Annotated in this window: 25 protein-coding genes and 1 riboswitch; of the genes, 4 read left to right on the top strand and 21 right to left on the bottom strand. The window is 47.1% G+C overall.

Annotated features, from left to right (window positions below; all coding sequences use genetic code 11):
• Window positions 1-8 precede the first annotated feature (8 nt).
• Window positions 9-704 (top strand): hypothetical protein, encoded by a 696-nt coding sequence (locus AC1DLM_RS14780; protein ID WP_441988445.1) that lies wholly within the window; start codon window positions 9-11, stop codon window positions 702-704.
• A gap of 546 nt (window positions 705-1,250) precedes the next feature.
• On the opposite strand, the gene lepB is transcribed toward AC1DLM_RS14780, so the two are convergent.
• The 5 genes from lepB to AC1DLM_RS14805 form a co-directional block, all read right to left on the bottom strand.
• Window positions 1,251-1,799 carry a signal peptidase I gene (gene lepB / locus AC1DLM_RS14785; protein ID WP_441988444.1) on the bottom strand — a complete coding sequence of 183 codons (549 nt, stop codon included), beginning with the start codon at window positions 1,797-1,799 and terminating at the stop codon, window positions 1,251-1,253.
• 18 nt (window positions 1,800-1,817) lie between these two features.
• The gene (locus tag AC1DLM_RS14790) at window positions 1,818-2,465 is read right to left on the bottom strand and encodes a response regulator transcription factor (protein ID WP_056618875.1); all 648 of its coding nucleotides are present in this window, start codon (window positions 2,463-2,465) and stop codon (window positions 1,818-1,820) included.
• Between the two features lie 26 nt (window positions 2,466-2,491).
• Window positions 2,492-3,559, bottom strand: coding sequence for a sensor histidine kinase (locus AC1DLM_RS14795; protein ID WP_171629275.1), 1,068 nt, complete (start codon window positions 3,557-3,559; stop codon window positions 2,492-2,494).
• A 115-nt stretch (window positions 3,560-3,674) separates the two neighbouring features.
• Window positions 3,675-4,337, bottom strand: coding sequence for a cell wall-active antibiotics response protein LiaF (liaF, locus tag AC1DLM_RS14800; protein WP_441988443.1), 663 nt, complete (start codon window positions 4,335-4,337; stop codon window positions 3,675-3,677).
• A gap of 131 nt (window positions 4,338-4,468) precedes the next feature.
• Window positions 4,469-5,131: a PspA/IM30 family protein gene (locus AC1DLM_RS14805; RefSeq protein WP_441988442.1), complete on the bottom strand. Its 663-nt coding sequence runs from the start codon at window positions 5,129-5,131 to the stop codon at window positions 4,469-4,471.
• Between the two features lie 155 nt (window positions 5,132-5,286).
• Window positions 5,287-5,439: riboswitch (cyclic di-AMP (ydaO/yuaA leader) on the top strand.
• Window positions 5,440-5,443: 4 nt separating this feature from the next.
• Between AC1DLM_RS14805 and AC1DLM_RS14810 the strand changes: the two genes are divergently transcribed.
• Window positions 5,444-6,235 (top strand): stalk domain-containing protein, encoded by a 792-nt coding sequence (locus AC1DLM_RS14810; protein WP_477570391.1) that lies wholly within the window; start codon window positions 5,444-5,446, stop codon window positions 6,233-6,235.
• Window positions 6,236-6,388: 153 nt separating this feature from the next.
• On the top strand, window positions 6,389-6,493 hold the full coding sequence (locus AC1DLM_RS14815) for a YjcZ family sporulation protein (protein ID WP_441988440.1): 105 nt from the start codon (window positions 6,389-6,391) through the stop codon (window positions 6,491-6,493).
• Window positions 6,494-6,567: 74 nt separating this feature from the next.
• Here the strand turns inward: AC1DLM_RS14815 and eutC are convergent, their stop codons facing one another.
• From eutC to AC1DLM_RS14875, 12 genes are all read right to left on the bottom strand, one after another.
• Window positions 6,568-7,260: an ethanolamine ammonia-lyase subunit EutC gene (gene eutC / locus AC1DLM_RS14820; RefSeq protein WP_441988439.1), complete on the bottom strand. Its 693-nt coding sequence runs from the start codon at window positions 7,258-7,260 to the stop codon at window positions 6,568-6,570.
• The gene (locus AC1DLM_RS14825) at window positions 7,253-8,635 is read right to left on the bottom strand and encodes an ethanolamine ammonia-lyase subunit EutB (RefSeq protein WP_477570392.1); all 1,383 of its coding nucleotides are present in this window, start codon (window positions 8,633-8,635) and stop codon (window positions 7,253-7,255) included. The genes eutC and AC1DLM_RS14825 overlap by 8 nt, the downstream gene beginning before the upstream one ends.
• Window positions 8,632-10,095, bottom strand: a complete 1,464-nt coding sequence (locus tag AC1DLM_RS14830) for an ethanolamine ammonia-lyase reactivating factor EutA (protein ID WP_477570393.1) — start codon at window positions 10,093-10,095, stop codon at window positions 8,632-8,634. Before AC1DLM_RS14830 ends, AC1DLM_RS14825 begins: the two co-directional genes overlap by 4 nt.
• Before the next feature lie 580 nt (window positions 10,096-10,675).
• Window positions 10,676-11,944 (bottom strand): molybdopterin molybdotransferase MoeA, encoded by a 1,269-nt coding sequence (locus AC1DLM_RS14835; RefSeq protein WP_441988436.1) that lies wholly within the window; start codon window positions 11,942-11,944, stop codon window positions 10,676-10,678.
• 30 nt (window positions 11,945-11,974) lie between these two features.
• The gene (gene moaA / locus AC1DLM_RS14840) at window positions 11,975-12,979 is read right to left on the bottom strand and encodes a GTP 3',8-cyclase MoaA (RefSeq protein ID WP_441988435.1); all 1,005 of its coding nucleotides are present in this window, start codon (window positions 12,977-12,979) and stop codon (window positions 11,975-11,977) included.
• A gap of 85 nt (window positions 12,980-13,064) precedes the next feature.
• Window positions 13,065-13,679 carry a molybdenum cofactor guanylyltransferase gene (mobA, locus tag AC1DLM_RS14845; RefSeq protein WP_441988434.1) on the bottom strand — a complete coding sequence of 205 codons (615 nt, stop codon included), beginning with the start codon at window positions 13,677-13,679 and terminating at the stop codon, window positions 13,065-13,067.
• Entirely contained in the window at window positions 13,676-14,320 is a 645-nt protein-coding gene (locus tag AC1DLM_RS14850) for an MOSC domain-containing protein (RefSeq protein ID WP_441988433.1), read from the bottom strand. Before AC1DLM_RS14850 ends, mobA begins: the two co-directional genes overlap by 4 nt.
• Before the next feature lie 96 nt (window positions 14,321-14,416).
• Window positions 14,417-15,211, bottom strand: coding sequence for a molybdopterin-dependent oxidoreductase (locus tag AC1DLM_RS14855; protein WP_441988432.1), 795 nt, complete (start codon window positions 15,209-15,211; stop codon window positions 14,417-14,419).
• Between the two features lie 674 nt (window positions 15,212-15,885).
• Window positions 15,886-16,383 carry a stalk domain-containing protein gene (locus AC1DLM_RS14860; RefSeq protein ID WP_441988431.1) on the bottom strand — a complete coding sequence of 166 codons (498 nt, stop codon included), beginning with the start codon at window positions 16,381-16,383 and terminating at the stop codon, window positions 15,886-15,888.
• 163 nt (window positions 16,384-16,546) lie between these two features.
• Window positions 16,547-17,596 (bottom strand): HAMP domain-containing sensor histidine kinase, encoded by a 1,050-nt coding sequence (locus AC1DLM_RS14865; protein WP_477570394.1) that lies wholly within the window; start codon window positions 17,594-17,596, stop codon window positions 16,547-16,549.
• Window positions 17,593-18,312 (bottom strand): response regulator transcription factor, encoded by a 720-nt coding sequence (locus tag AC1DLM_RS14870; RefSeq protein WP_441988429.1) that lies wholly within the window; start codon window positions 18,310-18,312, stop codon window positions 17,593-17,595. The genes AC1DLM_RS14865 and AC1DLM_RS14870 overlap by 4 nt, the downstream gene beginning before the upstream one ends.
• Before the next feature lie 182 nt (window positions 18,313-18,494).
• On the bottom strand, window positions 18,495-18,878 hold the full coding sequence (locus AC1DLM_RS14875; protein WP_441988428.1) for a hypothetical protein: 384 nt from the start codon (window positions 18,876-18,878) through the stop codon (window positions 18,495-18,497).
• 299 nt (window positions 18,879-19,177) lie between these two features.
• On the opposite strand from AC1DLM_RS14875, the gene AC1DLM_RS14880 reads away from it, so the two are divergent.
• Window positions 19,178-19,999: an alpha/beta fold hydrolase gene (locus AC1DLM_RS14880; RefSeq protein ID WP_441988427.1), complete on the top strand. Its 822-nt coding sequence runs from the start codon at window positions 19,178-19,180 to the stop codon at window positions 19,997-19,999.
• A 6-nt stretch (window positions 20,000-20,005) separates the two neighbouring features.
• On the opposite strand, the gene AC1DLM_RS14885 is transcribed toward AC1DLM_RS14880, so the two are convergent.
• The 4 genes from AC1DLM_RS14885 to AC1DLM_RS14900 all read right to left on the bottom strand — a co-directional run bounded on the left by AC1DLM_RS14885 (window position 20,006) and on the right by AC1DLM_RS14900 (window position 25,017).
• On the bottom strand, window positions 20,006-21,220 hold the full coding sequence (locus tag AC1DLM_RS14885) for an ROK family protein (protein ID WP_441988426.1): 1,215 nt from the start codon (window positions 21,218-21,220) through the stop codon (window positions 20,006-20,008).
• A gap of 77 nt (window positions 21,221-21,297) precedes the next feature.
• Window positions 21,298-22,008, bottom strand: a complete 711-nt coding sequence (locus AC1DLM_RS14890; RefSeq protein WP_441988730.1) for a class I SAM-dependent methyltransferase — start codon at window positions 22,006-22,008, stop codon at window positions 21,298-21,300.
• Window positions 22,009-22,447: 439 nt separating this feature from the next.
• On the bottom strand, window positions 22,448-23,998 hold the full coding sequence (locus AC1DLM_RS14895; protein WP_477570395.1) for an ABC transporter substrate-binding protein: 1,551 nt from the start codon (window positions 23,996-23,998) through the stop codon (window positions 22,448-22,450).
• Window positions 23,999-24,072: 74 nt separating this feature from the next.
• Window positions 24,073-25,017 (bottom strand): carbohydrate ABC transporter permease, encoded by a 945-nt coding sequence (locus AC1DLM_RS14900; RefSeq protein WP_441988424.1) that lies wholly within the window; start codon window positions 25,015-25,017, stop codon window positions 24,073-24,075.

A 25,017-nucleotide genomic window follows, 5' to 3' on the forward strand; every position in this document is an offset into this window, starting at 1 on the left:
TGATCGTAATGATCAATGCTTACCCCTCCGTCATGGCGGTGAACAGGTATCAAACTCATAAAGATTATTACCGTGTTGGTGCTGTTAGTGCGGTTACCGGTGGTAAATCGAATACAATACGACGAATGTTGGATTTACCTTATGAGCAACTCGCCTACAAGCAGTTCGCACAGAACGCTGCCAAAGACGTGGCTGGCTTAGTTCAATCTACGCAAACCGTCAAACAATCCGCTCAGACACTCGTCAACACGACTACGTTCACCACGACTAAAGCGTCACAAGCCGATCTCACCCAGAACCTTCAAACGTTTATTCATACATATAATGAGTTGCAAGATCAGCTAGGGGATTCACCTGACTACGTGAGCCATGCCCTTCTTCAAGGTCTGGAAGAAGCCGCAAAGCCTAACACATTGCACGATCTTGGCATCACCAAGAGTGATAATGGCAAGTTGATGCTACAACCTGAAGTGTTAGAGAAGCAACTTAATCAACCTAGTGGCATTCATCGCAAAAGCTTGCTTGATCTCACCAACTTCGCAAGCTCGTTAGTAAGCCGAATTGATCGTCTGCAGCAGCTGCCTTCCGTCTCGTTGTTTCAGCTTTCCACATCACCGCTTAAGCCATATGGCCAGTATCAATCGCAGCTTGAGGCGTATTTACCGGTTCCGTTGCGCGGTATATTGCTGGATGCGAAGATGTGAGCGGGGAGTACTCCGAGGCGGGTTAGCAGCCCTGCTACCATAGGAGCAGCCACGCTGAATCCAACAAACGGCCCTCCACCTAGAGGAGCAGCGCCACACCCCACAAACGGCTCTCCACCTCGGGGAGCTGCGCTGCCACCAACAACCATCCCCACCTCGGGGGCTGTGCTGCCACCAACAACTATTTCCCCATCGGGGAGCTACGCTGCCACCAACAACCACCCCCCATCGGGGAGCTACGCCATTCTATATTAACTGGAAAACATGTAGCTATTTTCACAGTTTTGAGCCCTTATTCGCATTTAACTGGAATAACTCCAGCTATTTCCACCATTTCTACCCCATTGAGCACAAAAGTCGAGAATTAGCTGTACATTTTACATTTATTAGCAGATTCAAGCTATTTCCGGCAAATTTAACTGTATATTTTACATCTAAAGCAACCAAGCAAGCCTCCCTATTCACCTGCCTTCTGGCAAACTACAACAAAAAAGCTGTATCCCCAAGTAGAATCATCTACGGAACGGGTGATACAGCCTTTTCCATTTAAAATAGCTTTTTACCTAGCACATGATCAATCGGAATGTAGCCAATGACACGACTATCCATGCTGTTGTTCCGATTATCCCCCATCACGAAAATATGCTCAGCTGGAACGGTCCACTTTTTGTTCCCGTTTGCTCTCATTTCCTCATTGATGTAAGACTCATTCAGCAGTTCACCATTGCGATACATCTGATTATCCTTCAGCTCAAGCTGATCCCCTGGCTTACCGATCACACGCTTAATCCATACGTGTTTATCATCGCCTCGAACAAATAAGCTGAGCAATGGGCTGTCCAACAAATCATTTTTAAAAGTCCGCTTCATTTCAACCCTAGAGTCGATAATGACAATGTCTTCATAATTAGGCTCGTAGTGAAACGTATGCGAAAGCTTCGAAACATACACGCGCTGACTATCATGCAATGTCGGATCCATCGAATGGCCGCTAACTCTCGTAGATTGAAACACAAAAACACCTAGAAAGACGACTAATACAAAGGAAATTACAATGGAACCAAACCAGCTCCAAATCTGTTTGACTACATTCAAATTTATCGCTCCCTTGCCTTATTCCGCCAGTCCGTGCTTAAAGGCATAAATCGCCGCTTGCGTGCGATCTTCTACGCCTAGCTTGGATAGAACGTTGGTGACGTGGAATTTCACTGTCTTCACGCCGATGAATAAATCATCAGCTAACTCTTGATTCGATTTGCCCTTCGCGATCAAGCGAAGCACTTCCATCTCGCGGTCCGTCAGCTCCTCATGCGGCTCCGCAACGGGCTTTGGTTGACGGAAGCGATTCATGATTTTCGAAGCCACCTGCGACTCCAGAATCGATTGTCCTTTGGCCGCGGCTCTAATCGCTTGCGCGATTTCGGAGGCACGCGAGGTTTTCAACAAATAACTGAAGGCACCCGCTTCAATAACTGGATACATTTTCTCATCATCTAAGAAGCTAGTCAATACAATGACTTTACAATCTGGATAGAGTTGCAATAATTTCCTTGTCGTTTCGATGCCGTCCATACCTTCCATAACTAGGTCCATCAGCACCACATCCGGACGATATTCCTGAGCTAAACGAATGCCATCGTGGCCATTGCTCGCTTCGCCAACGACCTCAATCCCATCTTCCGTCCCTAGAACAGCTGCAAGTCCAATTCTGACCATTTCATGATCATCGACTAGTAATACTTTGATTAAGGTGTCGTCCATTCGCTTCTTCCTCTCTATGTACGATGTTAATTTTCGATCAATTGAGGATCGGTTGCTAAGATTGGTACTCGAATTTCAATACGTGTTCCTCGGTCTGGTGCTGTAATAATATCCACTGAACCGCCGATTTCGTTCACGCGTTCCTTCATGGACACGATGCCATAAGAAGTCAGCTTCTTCGCATCCAGCTCAAAACCAACACCGTCATCGCGGATCACTAACCGGATACCGTCAGAACGATGCAGCAGCTTCACTTCCAGCTTATTCGCCTTAGAGTGACGCAGGGCATTCGAAAGCGCCTCTTGCACAATTCGGAATAAATGATCCTCGATCCCTTTGTTCAAGCGGATTTCCTCATCCATATCCCAGCTGATCGCCATTGGAACCTTGGCCGCTAGCTCCTTCAAGAGCTCAACGAGTCCCTCCGACAGTCGTTTTCCTTCGAGATGGATCGGTCTCAGATGCAGCAACAAGGCTCTCATTTCGGATTGAGCGACGGAAGCCATCTCTTCAATCAGATGAATCTGCCGCTTCGCTTTCTCAAAATCTTTATCCAGTGTCCGTCCAACAGCCGTAGCTGTCATGGATATAGCAAACAATTGCTGACTTACCGCATCATGCAGCTCACGCGCCAAGCGCTGACGCTCTTCAATAACCGCGGAAAGCTTGGCTTTCTCGGTAAGCTCAGCATTGCTATTCGACAGCCGTTGAAGGGAGGTCACTTGCTCTTCCCATCGCTTCATAATACGGCTGAGTTGTTCGCCTAAGCGTCCAATCTCATCGTCATCCCCGTTTTGAAAGCCTTCTCGGGCAAATGTCCCTTTTTCTAATAAAATCATCGTCTCCATCATGGGCTCAAGTCTGCGTGTCACCTTAGAACTGTTCCAGTAACCGAATACCGCCCCAATTACACCCAGAATCAACAAAGCCATGAACGAGAACTTGACTCCCTGCTGCCAACTGGTAAAGGGCTCAATCAAATGACTTGAATTCAGAAAATACAGCATAGCTCCGAAAACGGCGAAGCTAAATAGGATGGCTTCCCCCATGCTGCGCCAGATCATGTTCGTTAATCGTCGTTTGTAGCCGTCCACTTGGTGAAGTACCCCCTTGAAATAAACGACTACACCGTCCTCTAAAAACGGTCTCGTTTATCTAAAATATAGCCCATGTATATATGAGACTATATTTTCTACTATTTAAAGAAAGTTACAATACTTTGACCTTTATATCTCCTACGATGAAAGAAAGTATGAGTTTCACCCGATGGTCACAATGCCCATAATTCTGCGATTGCCAAACGACTTTGTTCATCACACCTGACTCTTTTTCTTCCGCGATTTGAAGCTGACCCAGCATGACGGAAGCTGTGACGGAAACGCCGATATCGTCAGGCACCTTTATATCAATATCTCCTACAACACCTTGTAGGATAACTGTCGTTTCTTTTTGCTCGAGAATTGCCATGGAAAGATCCATATACGTTTCTCCCACCAAGTACCACGTCGAGGAATTCCGTTGAATCCATGGTTCTCGGCCTAGGCGAAGGCTATCAACAATCTTCTGCTTTTGGGTATACGTATCATCTTTATGAATCTGCTTGGATCGAATGAAAAATAAACCTAATGAAATCAACACAACCGAAATGACAATGGTAAGATGATCACCGAATAATATGACGGCACCAATCCCCATCAGCACATAGCCCTTGCGCTCTTTGCGTGAACGAACACGATGAATGCCCAGCAAAATAAGGATTACGGCCATAACGGGAAAAAAGCCTATGGTATGTTCCAGAAGCAAAAAAATACCGGCTCCAATCAGCAAAAGCGCTGTATTCCGGCTGCGGTTATTTTTCGTTTCCTCTCCCATCGATGCACCTCCTCTGGCTGCCATTTCTCTTTCGTTCATACGATTCCTAGCATACCATAAGAATKGACGACCTCCAAGATGCAAATCCTTATAGATCAAGGCTTTGCTTTCGTGGAGGTCACCGTCCATGACTATTTGCTGTCGTGCGGGTCTCGCTCACCGCGAGAACGCTGCTCCTGCTGCCACTCATGCTGCAGCTTGCTGCGCAGCGCGCGCAGTTCGTGTTGAAGGTTGCCACCGGCTTCCTTCAGCGTCTCCTTCGACAGGCGGCCCGCTACGCGTAGCCCCTGCAACGCCTCCCGGCCGAGCTCGCGGCCGGTGACCTCCAGCTCGCGCCATGTGTCGCGAGCCTCTTTGCCGTGCAGCCCGCCGCGCGGCTGCTCATCCTCGGCTGCGTGTCCCGCACGCAGCCCGCGCAGTTCCTCTGCGAGCGCCAGGCACAAGTCCTGGCTGCTCGCGTACTGCGCGCGGTAGTGCTCGCTCGCGGCTTCCTCGTTCAGCTTCTCTTGCAGGGCAAGCCGCGCTAGATCTTCTTCGCCAGCGCGCATCGCAAGCTCGGCCTGCTCACCGCGCAGCTTCGCCATCTCTTCCGCTCGCGCGATGTTACTGCGCAAGGCAATCGTTGCTTGCAGCGCTTCCTCATAGCGTTCCTCAAGCTGTGCGATCTGGCTACCGTCGTCAGAAGTGGCTGGATTCGTTTTGCCGATCGTCTCGTGCCAGACGGTTTCAGCCATTTTGCCAATACGGTCAAATATATTAGTAGGATCCATTTCCCGATTCTTATTATTATTCATGTACAATCGCCCCTCATCCATCATCATACTCTTATGGTAGCTCAATTTCTGAGGTTCTAAAACCGACTATCGACTGTTTTTGAACCTAGACCTAAGTCTAGTATAAATGGGCATAACCATATTTTGGTCGTTGCCCAAGCATGCCAGTGATGCTAAAATATTTGAAGCCGAGTCTAGTGCATATATGCAGGCACTGGTACGGGGGACGAAATACTTGGGGTGAATATTTGCTTCAGCTTGGAGCAGACTAGGGAGAACCTTCTTCCCGAACCCGTCAACTAACCTCGAAGGCTCAAGAAGGAGGATTACCAATTGAATAAGCTTACCAAAGGGTTAACTAGCCTAGCTGCCTCACTAGCAGTATTGGCTGGAGGCTTTCTTTCCCCATTTACAGCTCAAGCAGCTGAAATGGCCGTGAAAGTGCAAGTCAATGATGAACTGATCCATTTTCCTGATGCACAGCCATTTCTGGATGGCAACCACACCACCCAAGTCCCGCTTCGATTTGTAACGGAGAAGCTCGGATATACGGTCAACTGGCAGAAAGATGGCAATCAGATTAAGGTAACACTAAATAACGACAATCATACGATTACCTTKGTTTCAGGGCAAAAAGAAGCTAACGTTGATGATGCAACGGTCATCTTAGACGGAGCTTCTCAGTATCAAAATGGACGTGTATATGTACCTCTTCGCTTCCTTTCCACAACCGCAGGCGTACCTGTACAGTGGGATGCAAGCAGTAATCTAGCTATCTTAAGTAAAGATGGAGAGCAACATGCACCTGATTATCAAGTATTCGAATCTACAGCTTATTCGGCAGATCCTTCTGAAAATGGCGGGTATGGAGCCATTGATTACATGGGCAACCCACTAGCAATTGGCACAGTTGCTGTTGATCCTTCCGTCATTCCACTTGGCACGAAGCTTTATATTGAAGGCTATTCGTTTAGCGGGCTTCCTAAAGGCGGCATGTACGTCTACGCAACAGATACGGGCGGATCCATTAAAGGAAATCGCATGGACATCTTTATTCCAGGCTCAAGGAAATCATTACAAAGCTTTGGCTTCCAGAAGATTAAAGTGTATCAAATTCCCAATTAAATGCATGGAGAGAGCTGCCCTAAGAGTCATACAAGGGCAGCTCTTTTTGTAGTTGAATGTTCCACTCAATAAGGGCATATGTCCAATCAACAGGGTTCCCACCCACATATGTTATATAGTGTTTAACCCACATTCAAAACCGGAGGGGATACTATGTCAGCTGCAGTTGGTTGTGGAACGCCAGGATACGGAAGTTCCGCAGGTTTAGTTCTTGTACTTTATGTACTGTTGGTCATCATTCTTGCTACTTTCTACTAGGACCATCTTCCGCCTGCGAAAATAAACCCAGCTGCTGAAGCTTCTCATTACGAGGCTTCAGCAGCCGGGCTTTTTCATTTGAATTCGATGCCACTCGTTCGCTGCTTCAAGATTTCTTCCAGCATTCCCCCAATATACGCCCCCGCTTCCATGGCAGGTGTTCCACCGCGATGAATGTTCGAAATAACCATCCGATCCGAATCCGTTCCCCCCGTTCTTGGCTTATAACACATGTACGCACTTAACGACTCAGCAGTCACAAGACCGGGTCTCTCACCGATAAGCAGCACAAGACATTCCGGATTTAACAAATCTCCGATGGCATCCATACAGCCTACCCGTCCGCGATTCACATAGATTGTCGTTCCCGCTGTTAAGCCTCGCAATCGCAAGGAATCCAGCAAGGCAGGATACAGGTCACGCATATTCGCTTCGATGCTATTTGCACTTAACCCATCGGATACTACGATTTGCACTTGTGGCCTAAGCTGACATTTCGCTAATAGCTCCTGTTTGCTTTCGGGCTTCAATACTCTCCCTAGATGAGGACGCTTCAAATACATATTCTTCGTTTCTGCACAAGAATCGACGATGAGCCACCTCATTTCTGCTAAGAGAGCAGAACTCACCTCATTGTGCACAGCATCCACGCTGCTAGCATGATCCCATCGAAAAGTCAGTAACTCACTCGTTAATGGACGTGTACCTGATCTAGAAACGCCAATGCGTGCCGGAGTTAGTGCTTTCATCCGAGCGAATTCATCCACGCTTTCCACCTCCTCGCCAGAATAGCCTAGAATCACCTGCTAGCGGACTTAGCGTACCGTTCAACCATAGGCCTATGTCTTGCAGCCAATCTCGAAATTCTGGTGCTGGCGCGCGCCCAAACAACTCGCGTAAAGTCGCAATATCGTGGTAGCTGAGTGATTGGTAATTGAGCATGCAGTCATCCGCCATAGGTACGCCAATCAGGAAGTTCACATGAGCAGAAGCCAGCATGACCGCTAAGGAATCCATATCATTTTGATCAGCATTCATATGATTGGTATAGCACACATCAACCCCCATCGGGAGACCATGCATTTTGCCCATAAAATGATCCTCAAGGCCTGCACGTATAACTTGCTTGCTATTGTACAAATACTCTGGACCGATAAAACCTACCACCGTATTAACCAAAAAAGGCTTGTAGATTCTAGCTAATCCGTAGCATCTCGCTTCCAACGTCACTTGGTCTATGCCATGATGCGCTTCCGAAGATAGCTCCGAACCCTGCCCCGTTTCAAAATACCACCGATTCGGCCCCGCCGCACTGCCCATTCTATGAATCAAGGCATCCGCTTCATCCAGAAGCGCCTTATGAATGCCAAACGCGCGATTGCCTTTCTCCGTACCGGCCAAGCTCTGGAATATAAGATCAGCCCTGGCCCCCTGCTTGATCGCTTCCATCTGTGTCGTCACATGAGCTAAGACACAGTTCTGCGTCGGGATACGCCACGTCTCCATGACTTCCTTCGCCGCTTCTAGCAGCGCTTTGGTCGTCTGTGGATGGTCCGTTACGGGATTGATCCCAATAACCGCATCCCCAATCCCATAGCTCAGTGCCTCGTATAGCGAAGCTTTCATCCCTTCCAAGGAATCGGTCGGATGATTGGGCTGTGCTCGGCTGCTCAATGTACCTCGATGCCCGATCTCCGTATTACACCTTGTCCGCACTTCAATACGCGAAGCTGCTTGAATGAGATCCAGGTTCGACATGATTTTGGCAACAGCTGCAATCATCTCGCTCGTGAGTCCCTTCGAAATTCGAAGCAACTCATCTCCCGTTGTTTCCGTTCGCAGGATATATTCTCGCAGCTCCGCAACTGACCATTGGCTAATAGAAGCATAGACAGTTTCATCTATACTTTCCTCAATCAACCGCGATACCTCATCTTCTTCAGCAGGCAGCAGCGAATGATTTCGAATCTCAGTGAGGAGGAGATCTGCAAGTACGGTCTTTGCTGCAATCCTTTCCTTGAGATCTGAGGCACTGACACCTGCCAAGTCATCACCAGAGCGCTCTTCATTTGCCTTACCGAACACTTCATTCAAACTCCCAAACTCGTAGACATGGCCCTTCATCGATGTTTTCAATTTCATAGACGCACCTCAGAAATCTCATTTGGAAAAAGCAGTGTTTTTACGATTATTGGAATCGTTCGATTCCCAATTAGTTCGCCAAGATCGATATAATCACCGAAATTCAACGAAATGCCATCGAGGCAGACAATGCGAGGGYTCCCTTGGCATCCGAGTGAGAGTAACTGGCCCAGTGCTTTGGCCATATCTTGATCGCACAGAATGACTATCGTGTGTTGATGTGTAAAATGGGAAGTCAACGGAGGGATTAGTTGGCTCGCAAGCACTTGCAAGTGTTTATAGGTATAGGACTGCTCCTGCTCTGTCGTAAGTGCAATCCCAAATGGTGTCTGATTCGATGTTCCGTAGAGTTGACTTGCTTGTTGAAAAAGATCTTTTAAAGCAGTAGCTAGCCTAACCGGTTCCTGCTGTATGTGGAGCTTCACAATCGGTACATTACGTATGGGCAGCGTACCAGCGTCGACATGAATGGTCGAGCCACTGAGCTCCACGCTCTGCAAACCCGCTCCTATGACCGTTGCCCGCTGCATGTGCCCTGCCTTCACCAACGGAAAGCCAAGCTCCGTCCACATCTCCTGAATAGCTTGTGCAAGTAGGGGACCGATATCGTCATAGGTTGTGACCTCCGCTAGCTCCATAATTGCTGGACGTGACAGCAGCTCTGCAATACCGCCAGACAGTGTCCATTCATCTGCTTGCGGGAGCTGGTTGGGACGCTGGCCTAGAAGCAGAAGCTCGTTCCCTGCCTTATCTGGACTGCCAGCTACAAACTGCCCGACAGCCCGTGCCATGCGACATGTCAGCTCTCGCAGCTCAGGGATGTCGACGATTTGACCTGGCACCATTAACATGCCTTGCTCATCCAGCCAACGCTGAATGGCTGAGGACACATAAGTCACCGTTCCATCAGCTTGCAATCGAATGACGCTTCCCCCCATATGAAAGGTTACCGTTGCAATCGGTATTCCGTTCCGAAACCAGGCAATATTCGCTGTGCCGCCCCCTATGTCCATGTTCGCTACCGTGTTCTGAAGCGTTTGCGAACGCCAAGCTGCTCCTGAACCTTTACCGGCCATGATGGCTTCCAAATCACTTCCCGCCGTTGCCACAACGAAAGCGCCTGCTTGTTCCGCGAGTCTATGTAAAAGGGCTTCAGCGTTCGTTTTCGTCGCGGTTTCGCCCGTCATGATGACGCCGCTGCCAATATCAGCAAGCTCTACACCTGCAGTCGCAAGCTCCGCTTCTAGAAATTCCGTGAGCTGAGCTGCATCTAACGTGATAGGATCAATCAATGGCGTCCGATGAATCGGACTCTCATACAGAAGCTTTCTCTCCGTGATTTCATCTCGTGAAATGGTGTATGATGAACCGCGTTCCGCCAATGTAAGCCGACTTACAACAAGCTTCGTTGTACAGGTTCCGATGTCGAGCCCAACACTCATGAGATGCGTTTCCTTCATTCAGGCTCCCCCTCTCTCCCTCTGCAGCCGACTTTAACTCCATTTAGAAAACTTTCTGTTAGTGGAGTGTGTAGAGTTTGATCGGATCGTAATTTGCAAATTTGATTAACTGGAAAATGTACATCTATATTTGAGGAATTTCCTCAAAAACTCAATTTAACTGTAAAACATGTAGTTATAACTGCCTTTTTTATTCACATCGGGTATAATGGTCAAAATTAACTGCAGGTTTTCCATCAATTCTGCATTCGTTCAAAAAACACCAATAATTAACATCAGTAAATCCATCTAATTATTTGGCGCACAGGAGAATTACGAAACTCCCCCTCCGATCATCTCCCTTTTCTAACTCAACAAAAAAACTCTACTCCACCTTCTGCTTCACTCCATCCACCCTAGCTCAACTCGCAACCTAACCCAAACAAATAAATCCTTGCCTACAAAAAAGACGCCACAGCTTCCCCTCCTGACAGACGGTTACTTGTTAGCGTCAAACTTGCGATGATATTGGTGATTGATGTTCTGCCTAACATTTTGCTTCCAAGATTTTCACATCTAAATAGGAACAAGTTCATTTAAATTATCGTGTTGTATACACCTTCACGCCATCACCACGTTGATAGCCCTGCCCCCCGGCTGGCAGCCAAATTAAGCAATCCGCATCTTTGATCGATACCATAATGCTCGATTTATCAATGCCAGAGGGTCTTACCCATAAGCACCCTGCGTCCACTCGTGTCGTCCCTCGTATATAACGCGGATAAACAGACGGTTTATCGTAGGGAACATCCAAAAAAGCTGTTAACACTTCCGCTTCCGGACGCAGACACCCTAACATCACTTTAATAATCGGCTTAGCCAATAGCTCGAAGCCTACGAACGAGGCGCCAGGGTTACCTGACAGCGCAATGAGCAGCTTGCCTTTCCATAACGCGGCACTCGTTGGAGTGCCTGGTCGCATCGCTACTTTATTAAACAATAGCTTCCCATCGAATCGACCGAATACATCGACAAGTACATCGTAATCGCCAACAGAGACACCACCAGAAGTCAGAATAAGATCGACCTCAGGCAGTACAGCTTCAAGTGCGCCTTCTACCTGCCCTGGATCGTCCGAGAGCGCTGGCATGATGAGGGCTGCTCCCCCGTTTGCTTCCACTTGAGCCGCTAACATGTAACTGTTACTGTTACGTATTTTCCCTGGCTGCATCTCCTGTTCGACTTGTAAGAGCTCAGAACCAGTTGAGAAAATAGCCACTCTTGGCCTTCGGTACACCTCAACCATGGAGAACCCGAAGGTCGCTAATATCGCGGCTTCTCCTGGACCAATCCGAGTCCCCTGTGGGATCACTAACTCCCCAAGACTAACTTCACCAGCGATCGCCGTAATATTACTTGCTGCTTGCACATTTTTCTTAATCTTCACCTTGGCACCCAATGATGAAAGTACCTCATCCTGCAAGGAATCTGTCATCTCCAACATCACAACCGTATCAGCACCATCTGGAACAGGCGCCCCCGTCATGATGCGAGCAGCCATTCCTGCTTGAACCGTGCAGTTAGGTACAGTACCGCTTGGTATTCGTTCAATCACATGTAACACAATCGGATTGTCTGGAGTCGCCGCTGCGATATCCTGGGAACGTACTGCATACCCATCCACACCTGATCTGCGAAAATGTGGTACAGCATGATCCGCATAAATATCTTTTGCTAACATTCTGCCAAAAGACGCCGGAAGCGAAACAGTTTCCGTTTCTATGGGTTTAACATATTCGTAAAGTGATGCTCGTGCTTCATCCACAGAGATCACTTTACGGCCAAACCTAAGCTTCATTTCGCTGCTCACTTGCTTCCCATGCCTCCCTGTGCCCGTTAGCTAACCGCCGATTTGAGACATTCGACGAATAGTTGGTGTATGCGACTGCTCTTCATTCATCAAAGCCTGTGCCATCTCGTGATTTTGTGGCTTAATATCCAGCGCTCGGAAGAACAAATCTTCCACCGCAGCATCATCCCCTATATATTTTCGCACATTAAATTCGTCCGACCAGTATAAGCAAGGTTTGATATTGCCATCTGCCGTCAGCCGCAGCCTGTTGCAGGTTTCACAGAAGTGATCGCTAATCGGATGAATGAGACCGAATGAGCCTAACGCACCTTCAATGCGATAATTCTGTGCTGGGCCGTTGCCATAAACCGCGTTCGAAGCTGTTGCTTCCCAACCCATTTCCTTGCAGCGATCGAGAACCGTTGTAAGAGATAAATAACGCTTTTTCCAATCCTCATCTTGATGACCGATAGGCATATATTCAATAAAACGAACTTGAATCGGTCGATCAATTGTCATTTGTAAGAAATCAGCAATCTCGTCATCATTAATGCCTTTCATCAGCACCACATTCAGCTTAATCGGCGTAATCCCTACACGATATGCTTCTTCAATGGAGGCAAGCACGCGACGAATATCACCACCGCGGGTGATTAATGAGAACCGATCTGCCCTTAAGGAATCCAAACTGATATTTACACGAGTTAGCCCTGCTGCACGGAGCTTCTCAGCCCGTGACGCAAAGTAAATCCCATTCGTAGTCAATGCTATATCTTCAATACCGGGAATCTGTGATAACATGCCGATCAGCTGCTCTAGGTTTTTACGAACCAACGGCTCTCCCCCAGTTAATCGCAATTTGCGAACACCAAGTCCAGCTAGTACTCGGACAATCTCGGTTATTTCATCAAAAGTTAACAGCTTCTCATCCGGTTCAAATTCCATTCCATCTTCCGGCATACAATATACACAACGCAAATTACAACGATCTGTCACTGAGATGCGCAGGTAATCATGCATCCGTCCAAAACGATCCAATAGCTGCTTTGGCATCGGAGTTCACCTTCTCTCTCTGTTCATTATGGCATATTTTCTAACAAATTCCTAGATTATCAAGCATTTTAACTAGAAAAATGAATTATCGCGGTAGATTATCTAACATATACTCATATTCTTCTGGCGTATTAATATTGGTTACGAAATCAGTTCGAAGACCACGTTGAACCAAATAATCCTCATCCACAGACTGCCAATCCAAATGCTCAAGCAGCCCCATCAAGCGGTAGTTTTGTTGCCCAAGCAGCAGCTCGGTTTCAGGCCCAACTTCTCTTGCATAGATCCCATGCAGGGGATGCAGACGTCCCTCTATCTCAGGAATAACTGCATCCACATTCGAATCTCGGCACAATTCTGCCATCATCTTAGCTGCATCTACAGAAATAAAAGGCATGTCGCACCCAACAACCCATACATGAGACCCGCTTGCGACTTTCATGGCAGCGTGGATGCCGCTTAACGGCCCCTTTTGGATATAATGGTCACTCACACACTGCACCCCAATATCCTTAACCTTAACCAGCAACGGCTTAAGGGTTTCAATGTCATTGGTCACCACAATAATTTGCTCGCATCCACGCGACATTTCTTTCAGTTGTCTTAAGAGAATAGCTTCGCCTTGCACAGGCAGAAGTGCTTTGTGCTTCCCACCCATGCGGCGATTCAAGCCCCCTGCAAGTATAACACCTGTCATCATGCCTCGAGCTCCGCCAATCTTTTCCTAAACGACTGCTTCCAGCTAGCCGAAAGGCTATCTACAGAAAGCACTCTTTTGATCGCATCGATATTGAACTTATCGTGATACTTGATCTGATTGGCGAAGGCAACCGTCACACCCGCTTCATCTCTAGCGATGAGTTTCATCTTGGAGTCCGGTGCAATGTAACCCACTTTCAGTACGCGAAAATAATAACCTGTATATCCTGTTTCCTGAACGTACAGCGTTGCTTCTGGCCAATCCATACGCTTTGCTAGCTTATGACAAGGCTGCCTAGGCTGTGAGACCTGCACGATAACCTCGTCAATGGCAAATTGATCACCAATACAAACCTCATGCTCCTGCAAGCCGCGAATCGTCAGATTTTCACCAAACGTAGCAGCGTCCAATGTATGGCCCCTAAAGTCTTCCCAGTACGCATAGTGCTCTTCAGGATACACGCAGATGGCTTTATCAACACCGCCATGAACCGTTAGATCGGCCTGCCCATCCCCGTCAATTTGTACCTTGGATACAAACAAAGAGGAGCTGACCGGCGTTTTATAAATCCCCGTGGTCAGCTCTTTTCCTTGATATGTTATATGCTGGGGTAACCCCACATTGATAGATGTAATTTGCATGGCAAATGCCCCTCATTCCGCACAGGATTCTTTGCCCTTACTATATCAAAATTTTCGCAAAAAGTCAGTGCCCACTTCAACAGCACTGAACTTATATTAGGCGTTTGATTTGCCTACCCAAGCATCGTTATCGTAGCCCCGTACTTCCCAATACCCCATGTGCTCTTTCTCGATTAACTCGATACCTTGCAGCCATTTCACTGATTTATAGGCGTACATCTGAGGCACAATCAGTCGCACTGGTCCACCTAGTTGCTGTGGAATCGGCTTACCGTCCATCAAGACGGCGACCATGATATCATCTCCGTTTGCCTGACTCAAGGACAGTGCATCTGTATATACTTTATCGCCTGAATAAAATTTCACAAATTTTGCCGATGCTTGAACACCAGCCGCCGCTAACAGCTGTTTCAGTGGAATGCCTTCCCATGTACATTTGTACACGGACCATCCTGTCACACAGTGAAAGTCACTTACTTGAACCGTGCGTTTCATCTGTAGGAACTGTTCCCAGTTCCACGCATTGGGTTTATCCACGAGACCTGAAATCGCGAATTTCCAGGTGTCTGAGGAGAACGATGGTATTTCCGTCACCGTGTAGATGCGGAAATTCCCTTTGGCCCCTCCGCCTACAACAGCGGCGGAGTCGGGCAATGGCGCTGGCGGCGGCAACATGCGGTTGCCGTCATTGGCCACATATTCGGCGGTCGACGACCCGCCGGTATCGAAGGCGCCTTTTATCCAGCGATAAAAGGCGGGGCCGACCGCGATCACGAGCAGCACCCCTGCGACGAGTCGCAGGAAGGAGGCGCGTGTGATCGGTGATTCCTTCAGCGCGGCGATAACCGCCTGCGCTGCTGTGCGCCCTGCAGTGGCGTCTTCGGACGCCACCGGGGCTATGTCTGCCGCTGCGACGCTCGCGGCGGCAGGCGGCCTGCTAGCAGCGGCTTGCTCGAGCCGCTGTTGGCGCTTGAGCCATCGGCTGCGCGAGATGGCGTGGTACACGGCATACGGCACTCCGACCCAGGTGAGCACATCATGCACGAGGAGTGCCGCGTTGTTCAAGCCTGGTGGCATGTGCCGGAACTGCCACAAGATCACGCCTGATGCGGCCCAGCCGATCAGGAGCGCGAGCACGAACACCAAATTCGCGCGTTGGTTGCGGCGCGCGCGAATCTGGCGCCAATGCTTGCGGATCATTGGCGCGTACAGAACCATGAGCAGCACAGAGGCTACTCCTAAGTAAATGTGAAGCTGCTTCAGTGTCACACGAAATGCGCCAAGATCCCCTCGAATTGCGCCAATACTGAGCACAATTCCTGTCACCGTCAACAACACCAAAATCCAAGCATTCCAGCTATGAATGGCGTTTAATCGCTTTCCAAACGACTGCTTGAGCCAGCCTCTTTTTGACTCCACCTTCGCCACATCCTTTATGCGTTCATCCTAATACATCTATCATAACGTATAAATATTAAAAAAGGCTTACAATTAGCTGCTAGGCCTACTTTTTACCTTCATAAGTTCAAAAGAGCCTGCCCAGTAGGCAGACTCCATCCATCCATTTATTTCAATAAGTACATTTCAACAAACGACTTCGGAACATACGTCATACTGCCAATCAGCATCGGAGTGTACATCAGCATGCCTTCCTTACCATCCGCGGTGATCATTGTACTATCAATCTGAATACTGAATGTGTGTCCCATCATCATATTCTTGTCTTCCATCATTCCTTTATCATCCATCATGCTCTTGTCTTCCATTTTCCCTTTATCATCCATCATCTTATCTTCCTTCATACCCATATCACCCATTTTCGCCAAAACAATCATATGTGTATCATCTTGCCATGTCACTTTGAACCCTAATGATTCCGCAATTTGGCGCAACGGGACTAATTCCGTGCCGTCCTTCATCATCGTTTGGATACCTGTATAATCATAAGACTTTGCCATCATTTCCTCGGCACTCGCGAATGTTGGAAGTGCCAGCGTGCAAGCAGCTACCCCCACAATCAGTGCTTTTCTCCAAGACAATCTCACATTCATTTTCGGATTCATCGCATTCATTCCTCTCATTTCAATTGTTATGTTCGCTTCACATCACCTAATTTACAGTGTCATGCTTACCAAGCTCTAACGATAACCTTACAAATCCCTTACAGAAGCATAACAAAAAGAAGCCTAGCATCTTGTTACATGCCAGACTTCTTCGAACATACCGCTATGCTTGATGGACCGGCAGCGTGAACCAGAACTGACTCCCGCCCCCGCCTGTCGCTTTATTTCTCTCAACGCCAAWTGTGCCGCCATGCAGCTCTACAATCGATTTTGCAATAGCCAAACCGAGCCCAGCTCCTCCGCTTGATCTTGTTCGAGATGGATCAGAGCGATAGAACCGATCGAAGATTCGTTCTTTATCTTCTTCCACAATACCTTGTCCTTGATCTGTGATAGAAAGTTTTACGAACTGCCCTGTTACATGCTCCGCCCGAATATCTATCGTTCCGCCAACAGGCGAATGCCTTATCGCATTATCCAAAATATTGGCAAGCACTCGCTTCATTTCCTGCGGCATGATGGCAACTGGCGGTAATCGCTCAGGCAGATCGACTTCAACCTGCAATTCTTTTTCCTCTAGTTGAAAAGCTAAGCTTTGCAACCCATCCACAAGAAAATGATCTACATGGTACAGCTCAGGCGTGAACTCCGTACCACCTGCATCTAGCTGTGATAACTTAAACAGTTCTTGAATTAGCGCATCCAATCTTCCTGTTTCCAGTCGAATCGTTTGCAAATACCGCTCGAAAGTCGGCTTATCTGCAATCACATCATCCTGCAAAGCTTCAACAAAGGCTTGAATAGAGGCCATCGGGGTTCGCAAATCATGTGAAACGTGAGCTACTAGCTCTTTGCGAGAAGCTTCTGCCGATCGAATTTTACCRAAACTTTCATTTAATTTGGCCGTCATCTGATTAAATTGCGCCGCTAGCCGCTGGTATTCTAAAGGACCAATTAGCGGTACTTTACCTTTGAAATCCCCCTCCGCAATATGCGTGGTTTCCTGTGTAATGGCTTTAATCGCTTTTTCCAAGGGTCTCGTCATGACAAAATGAATGAGCATGGAAACGCCAGCCGCCCCCACCGTTACGGTTGATAAGAGCACAACATCTTTCCAATTCAACAGCATGTATCTATAGCATATAAATAAGCTGAGCAGGATCATCCCTGTACTTACGCCGCTTGCGATAAGCAGATATAACCGAAGCTTCATGATGGCTCCCTACCCTCAAATTTATAGCCGATTCCCCATACCGTCTTAATAAATCGTGGTTGAGACGGGTTCGCTTCTATTTTCTCCCTTAGCCTGCGAATGTGTACAGTGACCGTTGTGGTGTCGCCATAATAATCCACATCCCAAACTTTATTAAGCAGTTGATTTCGTGAAAAGACTTGTTCTGGATGCCTGACAAATAAATGCAGCAACTCAAACTCTTTCACGGTCAATTCGATTTCCTTCTCATTGACACGCACAGTGCGGTGTAGGACATTGAGCTCCAGTCCTGGAAATCTCATAATATGCGATGGCGTCACCTCCGCCATCTCTGGCAACACCAGCTGATTGCGCTGTTGCCTACGTAAGATAGCCTTCACGCGCAGCACCAGCTCACGAGGCGAGAAGGGTTTCGTCATGTAATCGTCTGCTCCCATTGTTAACCCCATCAAGCGATCCATTTCGTCCCCTCTCGCCGTTAGCATAATAATGGGCACGTCCTGCTCGTTGCGAATTTCTTCGCATACCTGCCAACCAGTCGTGCCAGGCATCATGAGATCAAGCACGATTAGCTCCGGATTATGCTGTCTCCATAGTCGAAGAGCCTCATCCCCGCTTTCTGCTGTCATTACTTGATAGCCTTCCCGCTTCAAATATACGGAGCATACATCGGTTATATTAGTCTCATCATCAACAACGAGAATGAGTGAATTCATCCTTATAATCTCCCCTAATGACGGAATGACGTCCAATACTGATTTTAAGTATACCTCATAACAGGGAGCTCAAAGCTTACAGATATCTTACAAATAGGTTGAATATCATGCCTTTCAAGCAAAAGAAAAAGGTCAAATCGCGTCGCAGCGCATTTCACCTTCATGAGTATGTATAGTTGAATTTAGCCGCCAATACGAATCTTGCGGTATGTATCGATAAACGACAGGACATCGACCCGTTTCCCCCTCTTTTTAGCTACACGAGCCATTTTCACAAGGGTTGTCCAGAACTCATCTAGCACAGGTGATTCAAATCCATCTTCATTTGATTCTTGCGTTAACTTATGCTTGTTTTTGTAGGAAGTGCCTTCATCCGAAATGAGGTACTGAATTTGACTTTTTTTCCATTGCTCACCCGATACATAACTGACACCCATTTCACGCATTTTTTTGCGGACCGATGTAACAGGACGTGATAATTCTCTAGCAATGACAACTGGCGGACACTCCGAGGAAAGTCGAATTAGTTTGTCCAGTTCTTGAGTGGACCATGGTTTTTTAGTCATAGCAATAAACCCCATTTCGTAAATATAAATGTTTCATTTTGCCTGTTCTTGGTGAAGTACTAAAGGTATAATCAGAGAATAGCAATGAAATGTTAAGTAAGTATGAGTTAACCATAATGAAAGTATGAAGACATAACTTTTTCGCTATTTTTCTGAGAAAACCTCATTTCGAGGCCGTTCGAAGATGAGCGACCGCGTTTTGAGGTAGGTTTTATCGCCAATAATAAAGCAGTTTTCGGGATTCGAAAACGCGATCTTTCTTATGTGGTCAAAAATATGTCAATGGAGGGTGAAAAACAATGAAAAAACACGTAAATGGTACCGAATTGTTCGTTCAAGATCAAGGTCAAGGAGCTCCTGTTATCCTCCTTCACGGCTTTCCCTTGGATCATCGGATGTGGCAATCACAAATCGAGGCATTGTCCGCAAACTACCGCGTACTTGCACCTGATTTCCGTGGCATGGGTCAATCCGATTTGCCAGTTACGCCAATGTCTCTCACACAGTATGCGCAAGATATTCTCGCTCTTATGGATGAATTACGGATAGAAAAAGCCACCCTTGGAGGCTTCTCCATGGGCGGCTATGTCGCTTTTGCTCTACTTCGTCTAGCACCTGAACGCTTCTCAGCATTGATTCTAGCCAATACACGTCCCGAGCTAGATGGCCAAGAAGGACGGAAAAATCGCATGAACATGGCTGTCTCTCTGTATGACAAGGGAGCCGCGGCCGCTCGAGATGCCATGCTGCCTAAACTTGTGACAGAAGCCACAGTTCAAGAGCAGCCGCAGCTGATCGATTCACTCAAAGTGATCATGGACAGCATGTCAGCCGAAGGTCTTGTCCACGCCAGCATCGCGATGGCCTTCCGCGCGGACTCGGTTGGCCTCCTGCCTACCATCTCTGTGCCAACCCTCGTCATCGCTGGCGAACAGGATGCAATCGCGCCGCCGGATGTTATGAAGTCTATGGCTGATCAGATTCCAGGCGCTAACTTTCACGTCATTCCTTCTGCTTCCCACTTAACACCCATGGAGAAACCGGAAGCCTTCAATGAACTAGTTCTTGCCTTTCTGAAGGAAGCTTCGCTTAAATCAATGGACTACCGCTCGCCTTCCTAAAAGAAACTAAGCTTTAACCAGTTGATTCATAACCATTACAGCAGCTCCAATGGCTAATGCTTCATCACCAAGCTGTCCTTTGCTGAAAACAACCTGATAGGCGGGGTAATAATACGTCTTACGAATCGCAACCTGCGTTGCTGTCTGGAAGAACAATTCCCCGCCTGTTATCAATGGCCCCCCGATGATCACTTTCTCCGGGTGCAAAATATTTAATAAATTCGCCAGGCCGATCCCGAAATAGGTCGCAGCCTCCGTCACGATCTCCACGGCTAGGGGATCATTTTTTTTGAGCGCCTCCATAATATGCTGGTAAGTAACCTGCTCTGGATCCTCAACCATATGTACTAAAACGGTAGATTTCCCTTGTTTCAAGGCAGATTTTGCAGCCTTCTCTATCGCATACAGCGAAGCGTAAGATTCCAAAGCGCCATAATTGCCAGATTGGTTACGATGGGCAACACCATCGGTTTGAATAATCATTTGCCCCACAGAGCCTTCCATATCTACCGCCCCATAGATAACCTTGCCTTCTGATACCATAGAAGAACGTAAGCCTACACCAGCGTGAATATAAAGCAGATGCTTAAAGCTCCGGGTCCGTTGGTGCCAGGATTCCGCCAGAATCGCTGTGTTCGCGCCATTGTCCAGCAATGCAGGAACTTGCAGTTCTTCACTCAACCACCTGCATATGTCCACATGTCTCCATCCACTCGCCGGGAAATAAGAGGGCTCCAGAATAACTCCGGATACTCGGTCTACCGGTCCCACTGCTCCAATTCCTATACCCAACACCTGCGAAGTTTCGATGCCATGGTGAGCTATCATGCGCTTCGCTTCTTTGACAATAAGGGGAAGCAGCACGCCTGGAGTCATAACTTCTGTCATCGCCCAGCTCTTCGTTTCCAGCTTGTTCATCCCTAGATCTACAAGTACCAGCTTGGACAAGGTTCTCGAGATTTCCAAACCAAATATATAAGCATAGGCCGGATTCTTCTCATACAAAATCGGCCTACGCCCGCCCGTAGATGCACCAAAGCCGGATTCCAAGATGAGTCCCTGACTCGTTAACTCCTCTAGCAGTCGCGTTAACGTCGAGACCGTCATACCGCTTTGATCTAATAAATCTATTTTCGAAACCGTCGTATGCCGTGTAATCAGCTCATAAACTTCCTTGGCTTTACGGTTCGAAATTCGTTCTGTAATAACGTCTACATTCAAAAGAAGCAGCCTCCAATGATAATCTTTCTCATATGCTTCGCCATGAAGGATTCATTATCCTGCTTCTTAGTGTATCCTTAGTCCTTGGAGCCAATCATTAGGGTATACCCCATATAAGGATGATACTTGCTGACCAGCTCATCATACCGAGCGGTGATCTGCCATACACGGGGATCCATGAAGGATTGTCGATCAGATAAATGAACAGGATCTGGATGCTGAACCTGATCTTCGAACATCATTAAGGGGAATGGATGGATGCCTGTCGAAGTGACGTTACTGAATTTATTGCTCTCCAGCAGCTCTTGCCACTCTTCCAGCTTATAGATCTTACTCACCCCATAGAAGCTGCATAGCGCCCTATGAATGGCTGTTGTCATATCTTTTACTTTAATCACTTCTCTGTCATATAGCTTTCCTTCTGGTTTCAATACCCGATAGTACTCCGATACAGCTTTCTGGGCGTCTGCGAAGTTCGTAACAGATTCCACCATCACGACATCGAAAGAATTAGCATCGAATGGCAGCTGACAAACATCTCCAATCAGGAATTTCACCTGAGTCCCCTGCTTCTCCGCTCTGATCTTGGCTTTGTTGATCATCTCCGGACGTATATCGATGGCGGTGACATCACAGCCCTGCTCTGCCAAATAACAGGCCGTTCTACCTGTTCCGCAGCCAACTTCCAACACCTTTTTCCCTTTGTCGATCGGATATTTCTTCAGTTGCTCAATGGTTTCTCCAAATCCCCCGGGATGTGCGTTTCCTATCCCGAGCTTCGCTAACATATCCAAGTAATCGATAGCCCTTACACCTCCGCAATGGCATTACGTTCTTTTTCTACCATATGGAAGGCTACTGTCACTTGTTCAACTTCTCGCTATCTTTTTCCAAAAACAGGCGCTAGCCCAAAAGTCGTGATTAACCCTATAGATTTAGGCGAAACACCCAAGCAAATCGTGAAATCTCTCCATAGGATAGTATTGTCTCTCATTCGCTTCTGCGGAAGAGCATTCCTAGAGATGGGGGGTGACATAAATGGGTGTTGCTGTAGGTGCTGGTTCTTGTGCAGGTTATGGTGGTACGTCGTCCGCTGCAGTTGTTCTTGTATTGTACGTATTGTTAGTTATCGTATTAATGACTTTTGTTTGGTAATTAGCCATAGATGTCTGCAAACAAAAGGAGCCAAGGTTCATATGAACCTCGGCCCCTTATACATAGAATTTATTACTTCTTAGAAGCTGCTAAGAAAGCATCCAATTGCTTTTGCTTTTCAGCAATGATTTTATCAATGCCTGCTGCTTTCATTTTATCTTGATATTTCGGCAAGGAAGCATCCATATCCACAGAACCCGTATCCATCGCTGCATCGAATTCTTTACCTACGTTAACTGCTGCAGCCACTTGTGTTTTAACTGGCTCGGAGTCGAACGTAAAGCCTAGACCTGGTGATTTTTTGCCCGATTTATTGAACTCTTTGAATTTATCCCATTTCTGTGGATCTTCATTATCGTATAGGTAGTTCAAGAATTGGTTACCGAACTGCCATGCAGCACCTGGAGCATAATTTTTGCCTGCATCTGTTGCTTTAATAATGTTGTCCGACACTTTCGTGTAGTGCGTACCTTCGATACCGAAGTTGATCAAATTGTTCAATTGTTTATCTGTGTGCAAGAGATTAATCACCATCATCGTACGAGCTGGATCCTTGGAAGTTACGGAAATACCCAACATGGAACCCGCTGTGTCGCCAGTGGAAATGGTACGTGGTGTCAGCTCGATTTGACCAAGCTTGCCTACCAAGTTCGTTGCATTCGCAAGCTCACTATCTTTACCTGGTTTCAAAGAAGAAGTAATCATGAACACATTACCGGACTTCAAAGCATCTTGACCCGACAATTGTGTCGTAGCCGCATCCTTATTGATATATCCTTTTTGCATAAATTCACGTGTTAATTTCAAAATTTCCTTATAACGCGGTTGATCCCATTTCGGAATCACTTTTGTATCTGTGCCATCTTTCATAATCACACCTGGAATTGTACTGTCACCCAGATAGTCATACTGTGCCAAATAGTGCGCATTCAAGTTATCCCCATCGCGAAGGAAGAAAGCTGTCATTTCTGGCTTTTTCTCTTTGACTGTTTTCAGGACATTAGCCAAGTCTGCCATCGTTTTCACAGCGGTCATATCAATGCCTAACTCTTTCGCGATATCGGCGCGATACACAACCCCACCTGAAGCTGCGAGTTCTTTATTCGTTGGAACACCATAGTTTTTACCGTTGATTTTAGCACCTTGCAAGAACGCTGGATCCAAGGAATCCGTAATCCCCTTGCCATATTGCCCAATCAAATCATTCAACGGCATCAACGCACCTTTACCCACATTGACAGCGTGACCATTCCATTGTGCTGTGAAAAGGATATCGAACTCTTCACGGGAAGCGATCATTAAGTTCGTTTTGTTATCCCATTGACCCCAGTCGATTGGCATTAATTTGATCGTTGCATTGATTTTTTCTTTCAAAACCTTGTTCATTGCGTCTTCGACTTTAGCTTGATCCGGTTGTGGTGTACCAGGGTAGACTAGTTTCACTTCATAAGGCTTCAAATCCGTTGTAGCTGCTTTCGTCGCAGCAGGCGCTGTACTTGTTGCTGGTGCTGCTGTAGCACTTGCTGCAGGCTCTGGTGTGCTCTTCGAACAGCCCGCCAAGGTGAGTGATAACGAAAACGTTAGGGTAAGAAGTGCAAGAGTGCTTTTTTTCAAAGCTTTCATTGATGGATTGCCTCCCTTTATCTCAATTCTTCTTCTATGCTAAACCAGTCTACACTGGTACAAGCCGTGTTTAACTATCCTTTTATTGCACCAACCGTTAGGCCTTTCTTAAAATACTTCTGGAAGAATGGATACGCGAACACGATCGGTCCTATTCCGAGTACGGCCATCGCCATACGGACTGTTTCCGTTGGTAGTTGTAGCATGCCCCCTGCCTGCGATAAACCTTGACTCGCCTGCACATTCGAAGTTAAGAACTGAATATCCAGCATTGTTTTGTACATCATGAACTGTAGATTGATGTTTTTGCTGCCAGAAATGAACACCAGACTCAGAAACCAGTCATTCCAATAGTTCAGCACCTGAAACAGACCAACGGAAGCCAATACCGGTAAGGAGAGTGGAATAATGATTTGGCTGAAAATCCGAACCTCACCGGCTCCATCAATCTTCGCTGCTTCGATTAAAGGCATCGGAATCGAATTCGCAAAGAATGTCCGAAGCAATAGGACGAAGAAAGCGGAGACTAACAAGGGCAGCATAAGTGCTGCGATCGTATTTTTCAAATCCAGCATCTGCGTATAGACAAGATACCATGGAACGAGCCCACCATTGAATAACATCGTGAAAAACATGAAGAAGGAGAAGAAACTTCGATGTGGAAAATCACTTCGCGAGATGGGATACGCATAAAGTGACATCATCACTAAACTAATCGCTGTTCCTACCGTTGCTAGGAAGACTGAGATTCCGAAGGAACGCAAGATTTGATGCCAATCCTTAAACATGAACTTATACGCTTCCAAACTCCAAGCTTCAGGTATGAAATTGTAGCCATGTATGAGAACTCCCTTTTCATCCGAAAAGGATACGATGATAACCAACACCAGAGGCATTATACAAGCTGCGGTATAAATCCAGAAGAACACGTTAACCAACAAATTCGCTGTAGGCGTTAATTCATTGGGTCCTCGTTTCCTGGCTATCCGTTGTTTACGTAATGAAATTGCTTCACTCAT

Source organism: Paenibacillus sp. 01T442 (genome assembly GCF_056398345.1).

Excerpts from the sequence above, each read along its gene's own strand:
- AC1DLM_RS14900 (WP_441988424.1), bottom strand. The coding sequence starts at position 25,017 with ATGAGTGAAGCAATTTCATTACGTAAACAACGGATAGCCAGGAAACGA.
- AC1DLM_RS14875 (WP_441988428.1), bottom strand. The coding sequence starts at position 18,878 with ATGACTAAAAAACCATGGTCCACTCAAGAACTGGACAAACTAATTCGA.
- AC1DLM_RS14895 (WP_477570395.1), bottom strand. The coding sequence starts at position 23,998 with ATGAAAGCTTTGAAAAAAAGCACTCTTGCACTTCTTACCCTAACGTTT.
- AC1DLM_RS14805 (WP_441988442.1), bottom strand. The coding sequence starts at position 5,131 with ATGAATAATAATAAGAATCGGGAAATGGATCCTACTAATATATTTGAC.
- AC1DLM_RS14850 (WP_441988433.1), bottom strand. The coding sequence starts at position 14,320 with ATGCAAATTACATCTATCAATGTGGGGTTACCCCAGCATATAACATAT.
- mobA (WP_441988434.1), bottom strand. The coding sequence starts at position 13,679 with ATGATGACAGGTGTTATACTTGCAGGGGGCTTGAATCGCCGCATGGGT.
- AC1DLM_RS14815 (WP_441988440.1), top strand. The coding sequence starts at position 6,389 with ATGTCAGCTGCAGTTGGTTGTGGAACGCCAGGATACGGAAGTTCCGCA.
- liaF (WP_441988443.1), bottom strand. The coding sequence starts at position 4,337 with ATGGGAGAGGAAACGAAAAATAACCGCAGCCGGAATACAGCGCTTTTG.
- AC1DLM_RS14890 (WP_441988730.1), bottom strand. The coding sequence starts at position 22,008 with ATGTTAGCGAAGCTCGGGATAGGAAACGCACATCCCGGGGGATTTGGA.
- AC1DLM_RS14880 (WP_441988427.1), top strand. The coding sequence starts at position 19,178 with ATGAAAAAACACGTAAATGGTACCGAATTGTTCGTTCAAGATCAAGGT.
- AC1DLM_RS14870 (WP_441988429.1), bottom strand. The coding sequence starts at position 18,312 with ATGAATTCACTCATTCTCGTTGTTGATGATGAGACTAATATAACCGAT.
- AC1DLM_RS14780 (WP_441988445.1), top strand. The coding sequence starts at position 9 with ATGATCAATGCTTACCCCTCCGTCATGGCGGTGAACAGGTATCAAACT.
- AC1DLM_RS14790 (WP_056618875.1), bottom strand. The coding sequence starts at position 2,465 with ATGGACGACACCTTAATCAAAGTATTACTAGTCGATGATCATGAAATG.
- AC1DLM_RS14825 (WP_477570392.1), bottom strand. The coding sequence starts at position 8,635 with ATGAAATTGAAAACATCGATGAAGGGCCATGTCTACGAGTTTGGGAGT.
- AC1DLM_RS14860 (WP_441988431.1), bottom strand. The coding sequence starts at position 16,383 with ATGAATCCGAAAATGAATGTGAGATTGTCTTGGAGAAAAGCACTGATT.
- moaA (WP_441988435.1), bottom strand. The coding sequence starts at position 12,979 with ATGCCAAAGCAGCTATTGGATCGTTTTGGACGGATGCATGATTACCTG.